Below are 16,875 nucleotides of genomic sequence, written 5' to 3'. Positions count from 1 at the left end.
GTCCGTGCCCGGGAGCGGATCCGGTCGATGATCCGGGAAACCCCGGTCATGACATCCGATATTCTTGATGAGTTGACGGGCGCGACGCTGTTTTTCAAGTGCGAGCACCTCCAAGACACCGGATCGTTCAAGCTGCGCGGCGCCAGCCATGCGGTGTCGCAGCTACCCGCTGACTGCCCGGGGGTGGCCACGCACTCCTCCGGCAATCACGGTGCGGCTCTCGCCCGCGCAGCCTCCCTGCGCGGCTTTGCCGCCGACATCGTGGTGCCGGAAGGCGCGGTGGCCAGCAAGGTCGACAACATCCGCCGCCACGGCGGCACGATCCATTACTGCGAACCCACCCAGGCCGGCCGCGAAGCAGCCCTGGCCGCCCTGGTCGAGACCGGCCTGACGCCGGTGCCACCCTACGACGACGATCACATCATCGCCGGCCAAGGCACGGTCGGGCTGGAACTGCTCGAACAGGTGCCGAACCTGGATGTCATCGTGGCGCCGGTCGGCGGCGGCGGTCTCGTCTCGGGGATCGCTTTGGCGGCACTGACCTGTGAACACCACCGGCCGCAGGTCATCGCCGTCGAACCAGCCGGTGCCGACGACGTGATGCGCTCACTCGCAGCGGGCCGGCGGGTCGACGACCATCGGCCCGACACCATTGCCGATGGCCTACGCGCCCTGGTCGGCGAGCGCAACCTTGCGCTGATTCGGCAACATGTCGAGGCGGTCCTGCCGGTCAGCGAGGCGCAGATCATCTCGGCCATGGGCAACATCTGGCAACACCTCAAGCAAGTGGCCGAACCGTCGGGCGCGGTCGCCCTGGCCGGTGTGCTGGCGCACGCCGAGCGGTTTCGGAACCAACGGGTCGGCATCGTTATCAGCGGCGGCAACCTGGATGTCGCCGAACGGCTGGCGGGCCTCTGAATCACTCCGTAGGGCGACCCTGCCCGGCTGCCGGCAAAGCCGTCACGTGCCCGAGCGATGACTGGTATCCTGATCGCAATTCCTGAATCAGCTTCGAGGGGAGCCTTGCCTGTATGGAGTTATGGCTTTTGCGTCACGCCCGTGCCCGGGCGGCAGCGCAGGACGAGCACGATCGCGACCGGCCGTTGACCGATTCCGGGCGCCAGACGGCCGGCAATCTGCGTGAATGGATCCTTGAGTCGGGGCTGTCGGTACCCACCCGCGTGCGCGTCTCCCCGGCTACTCGCACGCGTGAAACGGCCAAGCTGGTCCTTGACGGTCTGGAAGCGCCCGAACAGGTGGTCGAACCGGCCCTGTGGGACGCGCTGGAGGAGGATCTCATCGGCGTGCTGCAGAGGAACGCCGACGCCGACTCGCTGATGCTGGTCGGCCACAATCCGGGCTTCGAATGGCTGGTGCAATGGCTGACCAACCAGCGGCCCCGCCTGGGCGTTCAGCCGGGCACACTGATCATCATCGATGCCGAGATGCCGCCCGCGCCTGGTTGCGGGCGAATTCGCCAGATCACTCAGCCCAGCGACCTGGCGTAGACTTCGGCCAGCCGCTCGATGCCTGCCTGATCCTCGGCCGAGAAACGACCCGGGCTGGGGCTGTCGATATCGAGCACACCGATCACCTGTCCGTCGACGATCAGGGGTACGACGATTTCCGAGCGGGAAGCCGGGTCACAGGCGATATGACCTTCGAATGCGTGCACGTCCTCGACTCGCTGGGTCGTGCGGGTGGCCGCGGCCGTGCCGCATACACCGCGCCCCATCTCGATGGTGACGCAGGCCGGCCGGCCCTGGAACGGTCCCACGATCAGTTCATTGCCTTCTAGAAAGTAGAACCCGGCCCAGTTGATTTCCGGCAGGCTGTCGAAGATCAGGGCGCTGAGATTCGCGGCGTTGGCAATGCGGTGCTTCTGTCCCGAAAGCAGACCCTCGGCCTGCTGTACCAATTCGTCGTAATTGACGGTGTTCTCGCTCATTGGGGCTTCCGAAAGATGAGTGTGCGGTTGTTGGCCGGCATCGCGATCTCGGCCTCCGGCAGCAGGCCGGCTCGTGTCCCGATCTGGATCACTTCACGCGCGTCGCGCAAACCCATGGCCGGGTCGCGCATTTGCAGGCTCTGATCGAATTTTCGATTGCTCTCGGCATCATAGCGTCCCGCGTCGTGAAACGGCCCATAGATGGCAAGCAATCCGCCAGCGGTCAGTATGCGGGCCGACTGTTCCAGGAGGGTCGGCGTATTCTTCCAGGGCATGATGTGCAGCGTGTTGGCCGTGAATACTGCGTCCCAGGGGCCGGACGGCCATTGGGATTCGACCACATCCAGTTCGATCGGTGCCGGCAGGTTCTCGCGCTCAAGCCGAGTCTTCAGACTCGCCAGGTGTTCACGCCGGTCGCTGGCCTGCCAGGCGTCCACATTCAATCGGTCGCTGAAATAGACGGCGTGCTGACCGGTACCGGAGCCGATCTCCAGGATCCGGGCAGCCGGCGGCAGCCACCGCTCCAGCACCCGGGCAATCGGTTCGGCGTTGCGCTCGGCCGCGTCGGACCAGGGTAGATCTCTTGCAGTCATGATTCAGACCCGCTGATTTGTCAGGCGTTGCCGCAGTTGTGCAACGGTCGGGGCCAACGCGTCGCGGGCCCGGTGCCGGCCGTCCCGGACCCGCGCCTCACCGCCCACTCGAACCTCGGCGATCATATCCGGCGCGTGGGCAAATACGAAAGCATCGAGCTGTTCTGCCGGGGGCAAGCCGGCAAGCAGTGGATGGGTGTCGCTGAGGACAACCAGGTCCGCGCGCCGGCCCAGGGCCAGTTCACCGACCGGCTGCTGTAGCGCCCGGGCGCCCGAACGCGCTGCCTGCTGCCAGAGTTCGGTCGCGATATTCGATTCCGTTTGGCAAAGCACGTTGCGCTGATGAAGCCGCAGGCGCTGTCCCCACTCGAGCAGGCGGAGCTCCTCGGCCGCGGAGACCACCAGATTGCTGTCGGATCCGATGGCTGCCCGACCGCCGCCTTGCAGATATTCGTAGACGGGAAACAGACCGTCGCCCAGATCCGCTTCGGTAGTCGGGCAGAGGCCGACGACTGCATCGCTTTGGGCCAGCAGTTCGACCTCGTGATCGTTGGCGTGAGTGGCATGAATCAGACACCAGCGCTCGTCCAGATCGACATGCGATTGCAGCAACTCGATCGGCCGGCAACCATGATGTTCGAGACAGGCTTCGACCTCGGCGGGTTGTTCGGAAATATGCAGATGTACCGGCCCTTCCGGTATCCGCTCGAGCAGCATAGGCAGGTCGGCAACATCGACCGCGCGCAGGGAATGCGGCGCGACGCCGACCCGGGTCAACGATGATCCGCCGGCGTGGCGCAGTTGTTCGATCAGCTCGATCAGTTCATCGAGGGACAAGCCGAACGGCTGCTGCCGCTCGCCCAGCGGCTGACGCCCGAAGCCGCCGTGCTGATACCACACCGGCAGCAGGGTCAGGCCGCAACCGGCCGATTCGGCCGCCTGCAGGATGCGGCCTGCCGTTTCAAACGGCGGCCGCCCGCCGATTCGGTGCGGGTAGTGAAACTCGCCGATCGTGGTGTAGCCGCCTTCGAGCAGTTCCATGAATCCATGGGCGGCAAGGGTCTGGAAAGCCTCGCCGTCGAGCATGGCCACCGCAGCGTACATCTGTTCGCGCCAGCTCCAGAAGCTGTCATCGACGGCACCACGACGACCGGTCAGTCCGGCAATCAGGCGCTGATGGATATGCGAATGCACGTCAACCATGCCGGGCAGCACCGCGCCCTCGATCTGCTCACTACCGGCCGGAGCGGGGCCGGACTCGATCCCGGCGATCAGGCCCTGTTGGTCGATCGTGAACACGACATCTTCTTGCCACCCCCGGGGCAGGAGCGCATGCCGACAGTGCAGGACGCGGGCACTCACTGTGGCCGCCACCGGGTCAGTCGGCCAATGATGTCGTGCAGGACGCTCACCAGTGGGGCCGCGCGTTCCGCGTCCCAGCGCGACGGATCGGTTTGGTCCATGTAGCAGGCCTGGGCGATCTCGAGCTGCAGGGCGTGGATCCCCTTCTCGGGCTGACCGTAGTGCCGGGTGATGTAACCGCCCTTGAAGCGACCGTCGACCACGTGGCTGAAGCCGCGCGCCTTGTCCAGCACATCCGCCACCGTCTGCCCCAGCTCGGGGTCGCAGCTGGCACCGTCGTTGGTGCCGAGATTCAGATCGGGCAAGCGACCTTCGAACAGACGCGGTACACGGCTGCGAATCGAATGCACGTCAAACAGCAACGCATGGCCGTGACGCTCGCGAATCCCATCGAGCGTCTGGCGCAGCTTGTCGTGATAGGGCTGCCAGTAGCGTTCGATTCGGTCTTCGATCTCCGCAGCATCCGGTGGATGGCCGGCGTACACGGGCTGGCCATCAAAGGCTTCGGTCGGCACCAGGCCCGTGGTGGGCCCGGCGTAAAGCGGCTGGTCGTCGCGGCCCCGGTTGAGGTCGATGACATAGCGCGAATGAAGCGCACGAAGCAAGCATGCCCCGAACGCCGGCGCCTGTTCGACCAGCCTGTGAACATGCCAGTCCGTGTCGGGAAGCGAACGGATCGGCGGGGCCAGGCGCGCTTCGATGCGTTCAGGAACGTTCAGGCCCGCATGTGGCACGTTGACCAACAGCGGTGTCGTTCCAGCGAGATACTCGTAGACCATACGGATATTGTACGGCCTCCAAAAAAGTGGGCCCGGCAGTGCCGGGCCCGTGATGGACTCAAAGTGAGCCGGCGATGCGGCTCGAGCGCCCTCAGGGCGCTGGGCACGACGGCGAAACGGCATTATTGGTGCCATTTATGCCGGTAGCGAGGAACGTGCCTACCGGCGTACCGCTCGGCGTCGTGAAGGTACAGGTGCCAGTGCGTGGGAAGCCTTCGGCATCGGCTGCCGCACACTCGGTCAGACCCACCGCCACGCGCGCGGTGGTTACTCCGTCGGCATCGGTCACGCCCGGGTCGGATTCGATTTCGAGCGTGCCACCCTCGGCTTCGCACTCACCGGTAAGATCCACGCCGGAAATCGGCTCACCCTCACCGTTGAGCAGGGTCAGGGTCACGGTTACCGATACGATGTTCGGCGACGGATCGTTGTAACGCGACGGACTAACCAGCAGCATGGCCGAGCCCGGCGGCACGACCTGGACGTCGGCCGTGGCCCCGCCCACGCTGAAGCGGATGAGCGACTCCTCACCTTCCGGCACCATGCCGGAGGTAGTCACCTCGGTAATGGTGCAACCGTCACCGGCGGAACCGGTCGGCAATTCGGTTCGGGCCGGCATGGGCTGGCCATCCAGGCTTCCATTCGCAGGCCCTTCGACAATGTCGCCTCGAATGAACACATCGTTGATTGGCGCGCCTAGCGCATCGCTCAGGCAAAGCTCGATGTTCGTGGTGGAATTGCCCTGAATTGAAGAAGGAGTGGCCGAAAGCCGGGCCGGGGCAATGCCCGGAAAGACCATGGCTTCGACATCGGCAACCGTCTGACTTTGATCGGCTTCGACCCGGTTTCCCTGGCCCCAGAGCACCAACGGCCGACCGATGGCGCTGATCGGATAAGTTAGCTCAACCGAACCGCGACCCTGAGTAGTCAGGCTGGTATGACTGTCGACCACGCCCATCCGCGAACGGCCAATCACCCAGGGAATGACGAAGCCATCGTTGACAATGCTGCCGCTACCGTCGTTGCGGTTAAAGTCTTCGGTCACGGTAATGGTCGATGAATCGATCACGCTTGCCACCGTGCGCGCAGCCTCGTGTTCACGGTTGCCGGGCACGCTCTTGCCGAACAGGGCCAACGTATCACCCGGTTCGACAGCCTCGTCGACCGTGGACGGATTGTCACCGAAGCCTTCTGGAGGATCGACAACGCTGAACAGGTTGCCACCCTCTTCCGGATTACCGTCGCCACCGGAGAACACGAACGTTCTCGGCAGGGTCTGGGTCAGCGGTGCATCGATCTTGCCGAAATCGATTGGCGTATTGGTGAGGACCGCGTTGCCCGCCTGGTCGCTTCCCTGTGCAGTGATGGTCAGTGAATAGGTGCCATCGGCATCGGGCGGAATCACTGCGCCGGTTTCGGGATCGATCTGCGGCTCCTGGTCGGTCTGGATGCTACCCACCACGCTGTTGGCAATGATGGCGCTGACCGAAGGACTGACGATTTCGAGACTGAACAGGCGGCCGTCGCCGACGCCTACCGTAGTCGTGGCCGTCAACGGGTCGAGCAGGTCATTGTCGACGTTGTTGTCGGCACGGTCGACCGTGGCCGTGATTTCGTGCGGACCGGTCTCGGTCGCGCCGCTGATCGAGAAGTTCGCCACACCATTGACCGTCTGCACACTGATCTCGGATCCGCTCACCGAGCCGGAAGCGCCAGTGCCGTTCAAACGGGCGTCGCTGCCATCGGGCGCATCCAGCGACAGAATGACGTTGTTGTACTCTGCCCCGCTGCCCTCCGGATCGGGCACGGGGTTGCCGCCGGAATCCGTGACGAACAGTGACACGCTCTTGCTGGTCGATCCACCCGATCCCTGCGTGTAGACAGGATCACTCGACATCGAGAAATCGAGGTTGGCCGGCAGGAAGTCGGCGGCTCCTTCGATGATTTCGATTTCGAAATCTTCCGAGAATGTATCGCCGGTTTCGGCGTCCTCCGCCGAAACACTGACGGTCAGCGTTCCCGGTTGATCAAAGCTGTGGACAAAAACGGTGGCGACACCGGCAGTCATGTTGACCGGCGCGCTTCCCATCAGCACGAAAAACTCGTTGACGTCATCGGTTTCCGGGTCGTCGAGTGTTGAAAACGCGCCGCGGCTGACCGGGGAAACGGCGACCGAAATCTGGCCTTCAACCACGCTGCCGGCACTACCGTCAGGGTTGTTGTAGCGCACGGTCAGCTCATTGATGAAGGGCGAGCCCATGAAGATCTCGACATTCTCATTGTTGGCCGGCATGGAGCTCGCGCCGCTGATTTCGAGGCGAGCGTCGGCATCGGGATCTTCAATCACTTCGATCTCGCGCGTGGTCGATACCGTTCCGGAGCCACTCGGGTTGGCTCCGGAGGCCGTCAGGGTGACCGGTCCAGTGCTGGAACGCGCCGTGAAGGTGAAATTGGCCTGCCCGCCGCTGGTGGTGGCAGTCGCCGATTCACCCGACGATCCACCCACGGGCGAAACGACACCGCGGTTGGTGTTGCTGGAGCGCAGCGTCACCGTGGTGCCGTCGGCAACCGCCGATCCGTCGGCAGCCCGGAAGCGCACACCAACCGAAGTGGAACTGTTGGTCGCAACCTCGCTCGATTCGACCGTGATACTCATGCTTGCCGATCCGCCGTCGTCGAACCCGCCCGAGGAACTGCCTCCGCAAGCGGCCAGGAGAGCGGCGGTCACCAGAATGATGCTATACCTGAATATCTTCATGAATCGAAATCCCGAGTTTTTTGATGTGATGTTCATGGCTGGATTGCTCCCTCGAACCGGTCAGTCGGCCACGACCCGTTCGTCGAGGATGGACGGAGTCACGAAGATCAGCAGCTCGCGCTTGAGTTCTTCGGTTCCGCGATTCCTGAACAGGGCGCCGAGCACCGGCACGTCGCCCAGGACCGGCACTTTGTCTTCCTGGTAGTTGCGTTCTTCCTGGAAGATGCCGCCGAGAACGACCGTCTGTCCGTTATCAACCAGCACACGGGTCCCCAGCTCGCGCGTGTCGATGCTCGGAATCTGCTGGCCGTTCTGCGTGACGAATACCTCGCCAATCGTGTCCTGCTTGACGGTGAGCTGAAGCTGAACGCGATTGTCGGGCGTAATCAGCGGCGTGACGCGAAGTTCCAGCACCGCGTCTTCGAACTCGATATTGGAGCTCTGTCCGCCGCCGCCGGTCTGGACCGACTCATAGGGAATGCGCACACCCTGATGGATATAGGCTTCGGCCTGGTTGGCCGTGATCACGCGCGGGTTGGAGATGACTTCACCCCGACCTTCACTTTCCAGGGCGCTGAGCTCGAGGTCGAGCAACATGTCCGCCGCCAGCACGCTGAAGCCGAGGCTGCCGGCCGGGTTGGAAACCGGCAGGTTGACGTTGAGGCGATCGCCCAGGCCGGGCACGCCCACCGGGGTCGACGAGCCGGTGCCGCCGCGTCGATTAGCGAGACCGTCACGGATCATGCCGTCGGTCCCTTCAGCCGTCGCCGCCATGGTGTAGAGATTACCGCGCGAATCCTGCCGGGCTCCGGTTACACCGAAGCGCACGCCGAGTTCGTGATTGAAGTCACTGCGGGCAATGACGATTCGCGATTCGATCTGGACCTGGCGCACCGGCCGGTCGAGATCAGCGACCAGCTCGCGCACCTGCTCGATACGCTCGGGGGTATCGTTGATCAACAGTGTATTGGTGCGCTGATCGATGGAGACTGAACCGCGCTCCGAAAGCAAGCCGGTCTCGGAAACTTCGCCTTCGGAGGCTGCGCGAATGAGCGTCGCCATTTCAGAGGCGTCAGCGTAACTCAGCGAGATAATCGCAGTGCGCAACGGCTCCAGGGTCTGCCGATCGGCACGCGCCTGGAGGATGGCCTGCTCACGTGCTGCGATTTCGTCAGTCGGCGCGATCCAGATGACGTTGCCCGACTCGCGCATGTCCAGGTTCTTCGATTCGAGCACGATATCCAGCGCCTGATCCCAGGGCACGTTGGTCAGCCGCAGGGTCAGATTGCCGGTGACCGAGTCGGATACGACGATGTTCTTCTCGGACACGTCGGCAATCAGGGCCAGCACCGACCGGACCTGGATGTCCTGGAAGTTCAGGGTGATCCGTTCGCCTTCGTAATCGCGATCCTCGAAGAAGGTCAGTTCACGATCGGCTGGAGCTTCTTCCTCTTCCGGCCGGCCGACTTCGATGACGACCTGGCCGCCGGACTGGTAAGCGAGATGCTCGTAGGCCCCGGCGATTTCCAGATTGAGGCGAACACGATCGCCGCGCTGCTCTGGTGTGATCATCTGGACCGGCGTGGCAAAGTCGGTGACATCGAGACGCTGGTGCAGATCCGAAGGCAGTTGCGTATCGAACAGATCCACACGCAGGCCGCCGGTGCGCTCATTGACCGAGAGATTAACGCCCGAGCGATCGACATCGACCAGAACACGGCTTGAGCCGTCATCGCCGCGCCGGAAGTCGATGCCGGTCACCTCGTAGCCGGCCGAACCGCCGGACATTGCCGTGCTGCTCGTAGCGCGTGAGGCGGCGGAAGCAGTCGTTCCGGTTTCGACAACCAGGGAAACGCTGTTGGCACCGACCTGCACCTCATACGGTGCGTTGCGGGCCATGTCGACGACCAGGCGTGTCCGACCACCGGCACTCAGGGCGGAGTAGCTTTGCGCCGGGCCGATATCAACCGGCACGCGTGACGCGTTCACGCTCGAGGTCGTATCCGGCAATTCAAGCACGATACGCGGTGGATTCTCGGTGGTGAAAACGGATGGATTGCCCGCCTCGCCATCCAGGCTAAGCACGAAGCGCACTTCTCCGGATCCACTTTCGACCTCTATATCCGTCAATTCCGTGGCCTGGGCCGCCGAGGCCATCCAGAACAGCCCGATCAGAAGCGATAACGCTTTGCTACTGCTGTTCATTGCCCATCTCCCGTTAATCGCCCATGAAGACTTCATCATGATGTTCATTCCTTGCCGGTATCCGGTTAGTCTTCAGCCATGGCCACGCGCACCCGGCGTTCGACCCAGCCGCCACGACCATCCTGTACAAGTTCACGCACTTCGACCTGGTTGGGCTCGACCGCCGTCACCAGACCATGATTCTGCCCCATGTAATTGCCTTCGCGTACCCGGTGGACTACGCTCTCGTTGTCGCGGATCAGGGCATACTCCACGTCATCCATTTCGATCGTCCCCACCATCGACAGGGTGTCGAGTGGAAATTCCTCCAGGTACTCCTTGCGCCGATCCGGGTCGGGACGCAACCCGCCTCCTTCGCCGGCCAGCTGCTCGTCCTGCTCATCGCGACCGCCCACGCCCCGGAACGGATCGCGCAGGCCTTCGCCCTCGTACGCGACGACTTCCGGCGTCTGAATCGGCGGTATCGGGTCAATCGGCTCGGGTTCGCGCTGGCGAACATCCGAGACCCAGTCACGCAGGTCATCCGTCCCCTTGGTGCAAGCAACTGCCAGCAGCGCCAGAGTCAGGATCATCAGGCTTCGAATCACCAGATTCATTGCCCACCTCCCGCGGTTACGGCACCGCCTTCGGTGTCATCGAGATAGCGGTACGTGGTCACCACCCCCTCCAGGCGCAGGCGGCCCGTGCCTTCGACGGGCTGCAGGGAAATGTCGCGCATCGTCAGGATGACAACTCGCGACAGTGATGCCACCGAACTGACGAAATTGCCGAACTCGTGGTAGGTGCCGACCATGCGTACATTGATCGGCTGCTCGGCATAGAAATCGCGCTTGATTTCAGCGCGTGGTTCGAACAGCTCGTTGTCAATGCCGGCCCCGAGCGCCGTCTGGGAGATATCGACCAGCAGCTCGGGCATTTCAGTGCGCGACGGTAGCTGGCGCAGCATCACCTCGAGCATCTCTTCCATCTCGGCCAACTGGGCCTTGTAGGCCTCAAGATTGGCAGCCTTCTCCTGCTTGGTGCTGAACTCCTGCTTGAGCTCGCTCTCGGTGCGCTCGCGTTCGGCCAGCGTCTCGCGCTTGTCCTTGACGATATAGAAATAGCCACCGATCAGGATGACCAGGGCCAGCAGCCCGAGCAGCAGAACCTTGACGCCGGTCGAAGCCGAACCGATGTTGCTGTAGTCGAGGTCTCTGATTTCCGAAAGATCCATGCGTCAATTCTCCTCGCCGGACGAATCGCCCGCTTCGTCTTCTTTGACCACTCTGGGCGAAGCGAGTCGCGCCCTCAATTCGAACCGGAACGGCTCGGCGCCGGCCCCTTCACCCGGGATCACCTCGATGATGCGCAATTCAGGTTGATGCAGCCACTCGGCGCTCTCGATGTTGCGCATGTAATCGGAAACCCGCGTTTCGGATTGTGTCGTCCCCAGGATAGTCAGTTCTTCACCCGCCTGGCGTACCGATGACAAGCGGACACCCTCGGGTACGGTCTGGGCCAGGTAGTTGAACAGGTGAACCATCATCGAGCGATTTTCCTGCAGCCGTTCAATGACGTTCTTGCGTGCCAGCAGGTTGTCGCGCCGCTCCTCGAGTTCCTCGATCTGCCTGATCTGATCATCGAGCGTCCTGATCTCGCCACGCAGGAAGTCGTTGCGCACCTCCTGGGCATCGATCTGGCGCTGCACCAGATGACCGGCCAGGAACACCAGCAGAACGGCCCCGATGGCGGTCGCCACCAGCCCGATCATGAAGTTTCTCTGTCGCTCCTGACGGCGATTCTCTCGCCAGGGCAGCAGGTTGATTCTCGCCATCAGTCAAACCCTCGCAACGCAAGCCCGCAGGCTGTGGTCAGTGCCGGCCGCGCTCGCTCCAGTCGTTTCGCATCGATGGCCGGCGCCAGGCGCATGCCCTCGACCGGGTCGGTGACCTCGCAGGAGACACCGACCTCGTCGCCAACAGCCTCGGCCAACCCTGGTGTCGAGGCCGCACCACCCGTGAGGTAGAGCGTGTTGATCCCCGAATAGTCGCTCGACGAAGAATAGAACTGCAGGGCACGACTGATCTGCTGGATGACATTCTGCCTGAAGGGCTCCAGGATCTCGTCCTCGAATCCGGCCGGCGGGGTCTCGCCGCGCTGCAGGAATGCAGCCTGCTCGATGTCCATGCCGTAGCGGCGCATGCAGTCCTCGATCAACTGCTGTCCGCCGAACGCGTGTTCGCGACTGTAAGTCATTCGACCGCCGCGCAACGCGATCAGCGTCGAGGCATTGGCGCCCATATTGAGCACGCCGACGGTCTCGGCATCATCCAGGCCCTCGCGCTTTCGAACCAGCTCGAAGGCGCTGGCCACCGCGTAGGACTCGACATCGACGAGGCGCAGGCTGAGTCCGGCCAGATCCGCGATTTCCGAGCACAGATCGACATTCTCGGTCTTGGAGGCCGCGAGCAGGATCTCGACCAGATCAGCATTGCGCGGCGCCGGCCCGAGCACCTCGAAATCCAGACTGACTTCTTCGCGTGGATACGGGATGTACTGCCCGGCCTCGACTTCGATCTGGGCCTCGATGTCATCTTCCGTGAGATCTGCGGGCAGATTGATGATCTTGGTGATCACCGCCGAGCCGCTGACCGCCATGGCGCAGGCCTTGGCTTTCGATCCCGAACGCTTGACGGCACGCCTGACGGCCTCGGCCACACGGTCGGTGTCACCGATTGCACCTTCGGAGATCGCGCCTTCCGGCACCGGCTCGATGGCAAATGCCTCGACCCGATAACCCGAGCCGCTGGCACCGAGCTGCAAAACCTTGATACTGCTTGATCCGATATCGACACCGAGCAATGGTGGTGGCGCTGTTCGGAACAGCTTGCTGAGAAAATCACTCATGTTTTTTCTTATGCCCTCGTGGTCGGCATGGCCCTGTCCATGTCATGGCTTGACCTGTCCGAAACGTCCCCCACAACGCCGGTCTGGACAAGCGTATGTCTGTGCTACCCTCTGCTCAAAGGTCGTCCGGATCTCAGTTCGTGGGCACTTTTGCCCCGGAACCCCGTCCAAGACGAGCGTCATTCCGACTTGTCTGTGCCTACATTTACCATAACTGATGGTTCGAATAAAGCCTTTAATAGTTTTTTCTATCCGCCTGTTTTTCCTGCTGTTCGCCTTGGGGCTAATTGGCGTGGTCGTGATCTGGCTGACGATTGTGCCGTCATTGCCCTCGGTAGAGTCGCTGCGCGACCTTAAACTGCAGGTTCCGTTGCGCATCTACTCGACCGACGGCGCGCTGATGGCCGAAATCGGTGAACAGCGCCGGCGACCGGTGGCGCTGGATGATATGCCGGAAAATCTCAAACTCGCATTTCTGTCGGCGGAAGACGATCGCTTCTACCGTCATCCCGGCGTCGACTGGCGTGGCACGACCCGGGCGGTGTGGCTGTACGCGCTGAGCATGGGCCGCGGACGGGTCCCGGGCGGCAGCACCATCACCCAGCAGGTCGCACGCCGCTTTTTCCTGTCGACCGACTATTCCGTCACGCGCAAGCTGCGCGAGATGTTGCTGGCCTTCAAGATCGAGCGTGAGCTCGAGAAGGACGAGATTCTCGAACTCTACCTCAACAAGGAGTTTCTGGGCCATCGCGCTTACGGCGTCGCTGCAGCGGCCCAGGTCTATTACGGCAAGACCCTCGAAGATCTGACCCTGGCCGAGATGGCGATGATCGCCGGCCTGCCCAAGGCGCCATCGCGCGACAACCCGATTTCCGGACCTGAGCGCGCCATGATCCGGCGCAACTGGATCCTGGGCCGAATGCTCGAACTCGGCCATATCTCGGAAGACGCGCATGCAAGCGCGGTCGCCCAACCCAATACGGCCAGTTTCCACGGCCCGGTGGTCGAACTGGAAGCGCCGTGGATCGCCGAGATGGTGCGCAGCGACGTGGTCGAACGGGTGGGCGCCGAGGCGGCCTACAGTGAGGGCCTTGTGGCGCTGACCACCATCGATTCGGACCTTCAGCGGGCCGCCGTCCGGGCCGTGCGCGACGGCCTGGTCGCCTACGACCGCCGGCATGGCTGGCGCGGCCCGGAAGACCGGATGCCGGCCGAGGCACTGTCCGACGATGACCGCATCGAGGACCGACTGGCTTCGATCCGTCCCATCGCCGATCAGCAGCCGGCCCTGGTGGAACAGGTCGAGGCTGAATCGGCCAGGCTGCGACTGGCTGGCGGGGAGTCGATTTCGATCACGCTCGAGAGCGTTGAGTGGGCTCGTCCCTTCCTCAACATCAACGCCGTCGGTTCGGCACCGGAAACCGTCGCCGACGTGCTCGAACCGGGTGACATCGTGCGCGTTCGCCGCGCCGGGGAGGGTTGGCAGCTGGCACAGCTACCCGAGGCCGAAGCGGCCCTGGTGAGCATGCAGGCCGGCACCGGCGAGATCCGGGCCCTGGTCGGTGGCATCGATTTCGCCCACAGCCAGTTCAATCGCGCCACCCAAAGTCAGCGCCAACCGGGATCTGCGTTCAAGCCCTTCATTTACGCGGCCGCCCTGGACCACGGCTTCACGCCGGCCTCGCGCGTCAACGATGCTCCGGTGGTGGTCAATGACCCCTCGATGGAGCGGGAGTGGAAGCCGACCAATTTCAGCCAGCGCTTCTTCGGCCCGACCCGGCTGCGCGAAGCCATGGTCAATTCCCGCAACCTGGTCAGTGTCCGCTTGCTGATGGACATGGGCATCGATACCGGTCGCGATTACGTCACGCGATTCGGGTTCGAGCGATCCAAGCTCCCCAACGGGCCATCGATGGCACTGGGTTCGGCAGCCATTACCCCGGTCGAACTCACGGCCGCCTATGCCGTGTTTGCCAATGGCGGCTTCGAAGTCGAACCGCAATATCTCTACAGTGTCCGCGACGCCGACGGCGAGAGCATCCTCGAGACCGAGTGGCGCCTGCCCTGCCCGGACTGCCCCGAGATTCCACCCCCAAACGAACCCGAGACAGCCGTCGAGGAATCCCCCGACGGCCCCCGGCAAATTCGCCCTGAACTGGCGCGTGAAAAGATTTCGGATGCGGACGAGTCCGGGACGGAACAAGATTACGAGCTGGTCGGGCCGCCGCGCCCACAGCATGCCGAGCGTGTCCTGTCGGGCCAGACCGCCTGGCTGATCGACTCGATGCTCGGCGACGTGGTGCGACGCGGCACCGGACGACGCGCACTCGCCCTCGAGCGCGGCGACCTGGCCGGGAAGACCGGCACCACCAACGATCTGCGCGACACCTGGTTTGCCGGCTACGGCGGTGACCTGGTCACGGTCGTGTGGCTCGGCCGCGACGACAACGAGTCGCTCGGCAGCCAGGAACAGGGCGGGCGCACGGCCCTGCCCCTGTGGGTGGATTTCATGGCAACCGCCCTCGAGGGCCGCCCGGAATCCACCCGGCCCACACCGATCGGTCTGACGCGCGCGCTGATCGATCCGGAAACGGGGCTGCGGGCCCGTCCCGGCGCACCCGGCGCGGTCCATGAATGGTTCCATGCCGATAATCTGCCGCCGCTGTCAGACCCCGAAGATTCGGGCGAGCAGGCCGACCCGTACGAAGTTTATTGATGACCCATGGGCAGTCGACAGCCGCCAAAGAACAATCGCATCCGGCTGGAAATCGCCGCCGAGGCTGCGCGCATCATGGCCACAGAGGGCCAGCGCGGTTTCCTGGCCGCCAAGGAGAAGGCCGCCAGCCGACTGGGTGCGAGCTCGCGCACCAGCCTGCCCTCGAACAGCGAGGTCGAGCAGGCCCTGCGTGAGTGGCAATTTCTGTATGGCGGCGAGTCGCTGCGGCAGACGCTGCTCGAGTTGCGCGAGGCTGCCCTGTCGGCCATGCATTTCCTGGCGCCGTTCCGGCCCAAGCTGGTCGGACCGGTGCTCGAGGGCACGGCCGACGAATTTTCGCGAATCAGCCTGCATGTGTTCGCCGACGATCCCGATGCCGTGGTTAGGTTCCTGATGGAACGCCACGTGCCGTTCACCCAGGAAGTGCGTCGCATTCGCTGGCACGACGGCAGCGGTCGCGATCTCGAAATCGTCGTCATCGAGGGCGGTGGCCACGCCATCGAGCTGATCCAGATGATCGGCCCGGACGCCCGCCAGGCTCCGCCGAGCCCGGTCGACGGGCGCGGCCAGCGCCGCGCCGGGGTGGCCGAGGTTGAGCGACTGCTGGCCGATTCAGGTTCGGTTCACCCGGATGAGCTATGGTCATGATCATGAAAAGTCGTGGACGCACGATCAAGCTATTGGCGCTCGCCATGCTGGGCCTGATGCTCAGTGGCTGCGTCACCTATTACGAGCGCGGTGACGGCGTCTATTACGAGCCACGCGCCCAGCGTGCGCACCATGTTGCGCTGATCGACCCGCTGGTTTACCCGTACTGGTCGCTCGACCATTTCTACTTTTCGCACTACTACCATCCGTACTCCGTCGTCGTGCATCGCTACGATCCCTGGTACTACCCCTTCCCGGGCTGGTACTACGCTCACCGCCCCGGCTACCACCACCCCTGGTATGGCTATGGATCGCGCTATCGCTACTACCAGCCCTGGTATGTCGGCGGCTACTTCAGTTTCGGCGACTACCGCAGCTCACACAGGCATCGCGTCAAGCAGCTCGATGCACGCCTGCATGAACTCGAAACGCGTCGCTCACTGGCGGTTCGCTCGCAGCGCCCGGACCGCACGGCGCTGATGCCGAGGGTCTCCCAGCGTCTGCCGGCCAACCGCCGCACGCCGACCGACCAGCGGCTGGCGCCCGCGCGCGGTCCGGCATTGGAGCGCCAGGACCGCAGCGGCCTGGCACTGGAGCGTCGCGCCGAACTGCTGCGGCGCCTGGATGATCGCGACAGACCCCGGACGATCGACCCGGTTGCATTGCCGGACAGTCGTAACCGGCCGCCGCAAACCTGGCGTCCGGAATCCTTGCCCAGCCGCCCGCCCGAGCGGACAGTGGAACGAACCCCGCCGCGTGACGGCGCGCGCAGCCAGGCACCCGTTCGCCAGCCTGCGGCTCCGCCGGCACGACAGCAACGCCCGCGAAATCCGGTGAGCGTGCCCGACAATCCCCCGTCCAGATCGCCCGCCAGAACGCGGGACCGGCCGCCGGCCCGCCCCAATCGCAGCAGTTCGGACACCCGCCGGGAACGCCGACACTGAGCTGGCCCGTTGTGCGGAACCTGCGCGCGGCGATAC

The 16,875-nt window shown here is 63.8% G+C and carries 15 protein-coding genes; 5 read left to right on the top strand and 10 right to left on the bottom strand.

The features are described from left to right. Window positions 1-27: 27 nt before the first annotated feature. Together G4Y73_RS02685 and G4Y73_RS02680 are read left to right on the top strand one after the other, a co-directional pair. Window positions 28-918 carry a threonine/serine dehydratase gene (locus G4Y73_RS02685; protein ID WP_205596458.1) on the top strand — a complete coding sequence of 297 codons (891 nt, stop codon included), beginning with the start codon at window positions 28-30 and terminating at the stop codon, window positions 916-918. A gap of 113 nt (window positions 919-1,031) precedes the next feature. Continuing rightward, window positions 1,032-1,508, top strand: a complete 477-nt coding sequence (locus G4Y73_RS02680; RefSeq protein ID WP_164229083.1) for a histidine phosphatase family protein — start codon at window positions 1,032-1,034, stop codon at window positions 1,506-1,508. Here the strand turns inward: G4Y73_RS02680 and G4Y73_RS02675 are convergent. The 10 genes from G4Y73_RS02675 to pilM form a co-directional block, all read right to left on the bottom strand. Beyond that, window positions 1,487-1,948, bottom strand: coding sequence for a GAF domain-containing protein (locus tag G4Y73_RS02675; protein WP_164229081.1), 462 nt, complete (start codon window positions 1,946-1,948; stop codon window positions 1,487-1,489). The genes G4Y73_RS02680 and G4Y73_RS02675 overlap by 22 nt on opposite strands. Further along, window positions 1,945-2,541 (bottom strand): DUF938 domain-containing protein, encoded by a 597-nt coding sequence (locus G4Y73_RS02670; RefSeq protein ID WP_164229079.1) that lies wholly within the window; start codon window positions 2,539-2,541, stop codon window positions 1,945-1,947. The genes G4Y73_RS02675 and G4Y73_RS02670 overlap by 4 nt, the downstream gene beginning before the upstream one ends. 3 nt (window positions 2,542-2,544) lie before the next feature. After that, window positions 2,545-3,903 (bottom strand): formimidoylglutamate deiminase, encoded by a 1,359-nt coding sequence (locus G4Y73_RS02665; protein ID WP_164229078.1) that lies wholly within the window; start codon window positions 3,901-3,903, stop codon window positions 2,545-2,547. After that, on the bottom strand, window positions 3,900-4,682 hold the full coding sequence (hutG, locus tag G4Y73_RS02660) for an N-formylglutamate deformylase (RefSeq protein WP_164229076.1): 783 nt from the start codon (window positions 4,680-4,682) through the stop codon (window positions 3,900-3,902). The genes G4Y73_RS02665 and hutG overlap by 4 nt, the downstream gene beginning before the upstream one ends. Before the next feature lie 91 nt (window positions 4,683-4,773). Then, window positions 4,774-7,440, bottom strand: a complete 2,667-nt coding sequence (locus G4Y73_RS02655; protein WP_164229074.1) for a hypothetical protein — start codon at window positions 7,438-7,440, stop codon at window positions 4,774-4,776. 60 nt (window positions 7,441-7,500) lie between these two features. After that, entirely contained in the window at window positions 7,501-9,645 is a 2,145-nt protein-coding gene (locus G4Y73_RS02650; RefSeq protein ID WP_164229072.1) for a type IV pilus secretin PilQ, read from the bottom strand. Window positions 9,646-9,710: 65 nt separating this feature from the next. Then, the gene (locus G4Y73_RS02645; RefSeq protein WP_164229070.1) at window positions 9,711-10,241 is read right to left on the bottom strand and encodes a pilus assembly protein PilP; all 531 of its coding nucleotides are present in this window, start codon (window positions 10,239-10,241) and stop codon (window positions 9,711-9,713) included. Further along, window positions 10,238-10,858 (bottom strand): type 4a pilus biogenesis protein PilO, encoded by a 621-nt coding sequence (locus tag G4Y73_RS02640; RefSeq protein ID WP_164229068.1) that lies wholly within the window; start codon window positions 10,856-10,858, stop codon window positions 10,238-10,240. The genes G4Y73_RS02645 and G4Y73_RS02640 overlap by 4 nt, the downstream gene beginning before the upstream one ends. 3 nt (window positions 10,859-10,861) lie before the next feature. Next, complete coding sequence (locus G4Y73_RS02635; protein ID WP_164229067.1) at window positions 10,862-11,458, bottom strand: PilN domain-containing protein; 597 nt, start codon at window positions 11,456-11,458, stop codon at window positions 10,862-10,864. Further along, window positions 11,458-12,531: a type IV pilus assembly protein PilM gene (pilM, locus tag G4Y73_RS02630; RefSeq protein WP_164229065.1), complete on the bottom strand. Its 1,074-nt coding sequence runs from the start codon at window positions 12,529-12,531 to the stop codon at window positions 11,458-11,460. The genes G4Y73_RS02635 and pilM overlap by 1 nt, the downstream gene beginning before the upstream one ends. Window positions 12,532-12,748: 217 nt before the next feature. On the opposite strand from pilM, the gene G4Y73_RS02625 reads away from it, so the two are divergent. The 3 genes from G4Y73_RS02625 to G4Y73_RS02615 are packed head-to-tail and all read left to right on the top strand — an operon-like array spanning window position 12,749 to window position 16,839. Continuing rightward, entirely contained in the window at window positions 12,749-15,247 is a 2,499-nt protein-coding gene (locus G4Y73_RS02625; protein WP_164229063.1) for a penicillin-binding protein 1A, read from the top strand. A gap of 6 nt (window positions 15,248-15,253) precedes the next feature. Beyond that, window positions 15,254-15,895, top strand: a complete 642-nt coding sequence (locus G4Y73_RS02620) for a hypothetical protein (RefSeq protein ID WP_164229061.1) — start codon at window positions 15,254-15,256, stop codon at window positions 15,893-15,895. After that, window positions 15,892-16,839 (top strand): hypothetical protein, encoded by a 948-nt coding sequence (locus G4Y73_RS02615; RefSeq protein ID WP_164229059.1) that lies wholly within the window; start codon window positions 15,892-15,894, stop codon window positions 16,837-16,839. Before G4Y73_RS02620 ends, G4Y73_RS02615 begins: the two co-directional genes overlap by 4 nt. Window positions 16,840-16,875: the final 36 nt, after the last annotated feature.

The sequence above is a fragment of the Wenzhouxiangella sp. XN201 genome, from assembly GCF_011008905.1.
Lineage (GTDB): Bacteria > Pseudomonadota > Gammaproteobacteria > Xanthomonadales > Wenzhouxiangellaceae > Wenzhouxiangella.
This window is presented reverse-complemented; position numbering and strand designations above follow the sequence as displayed.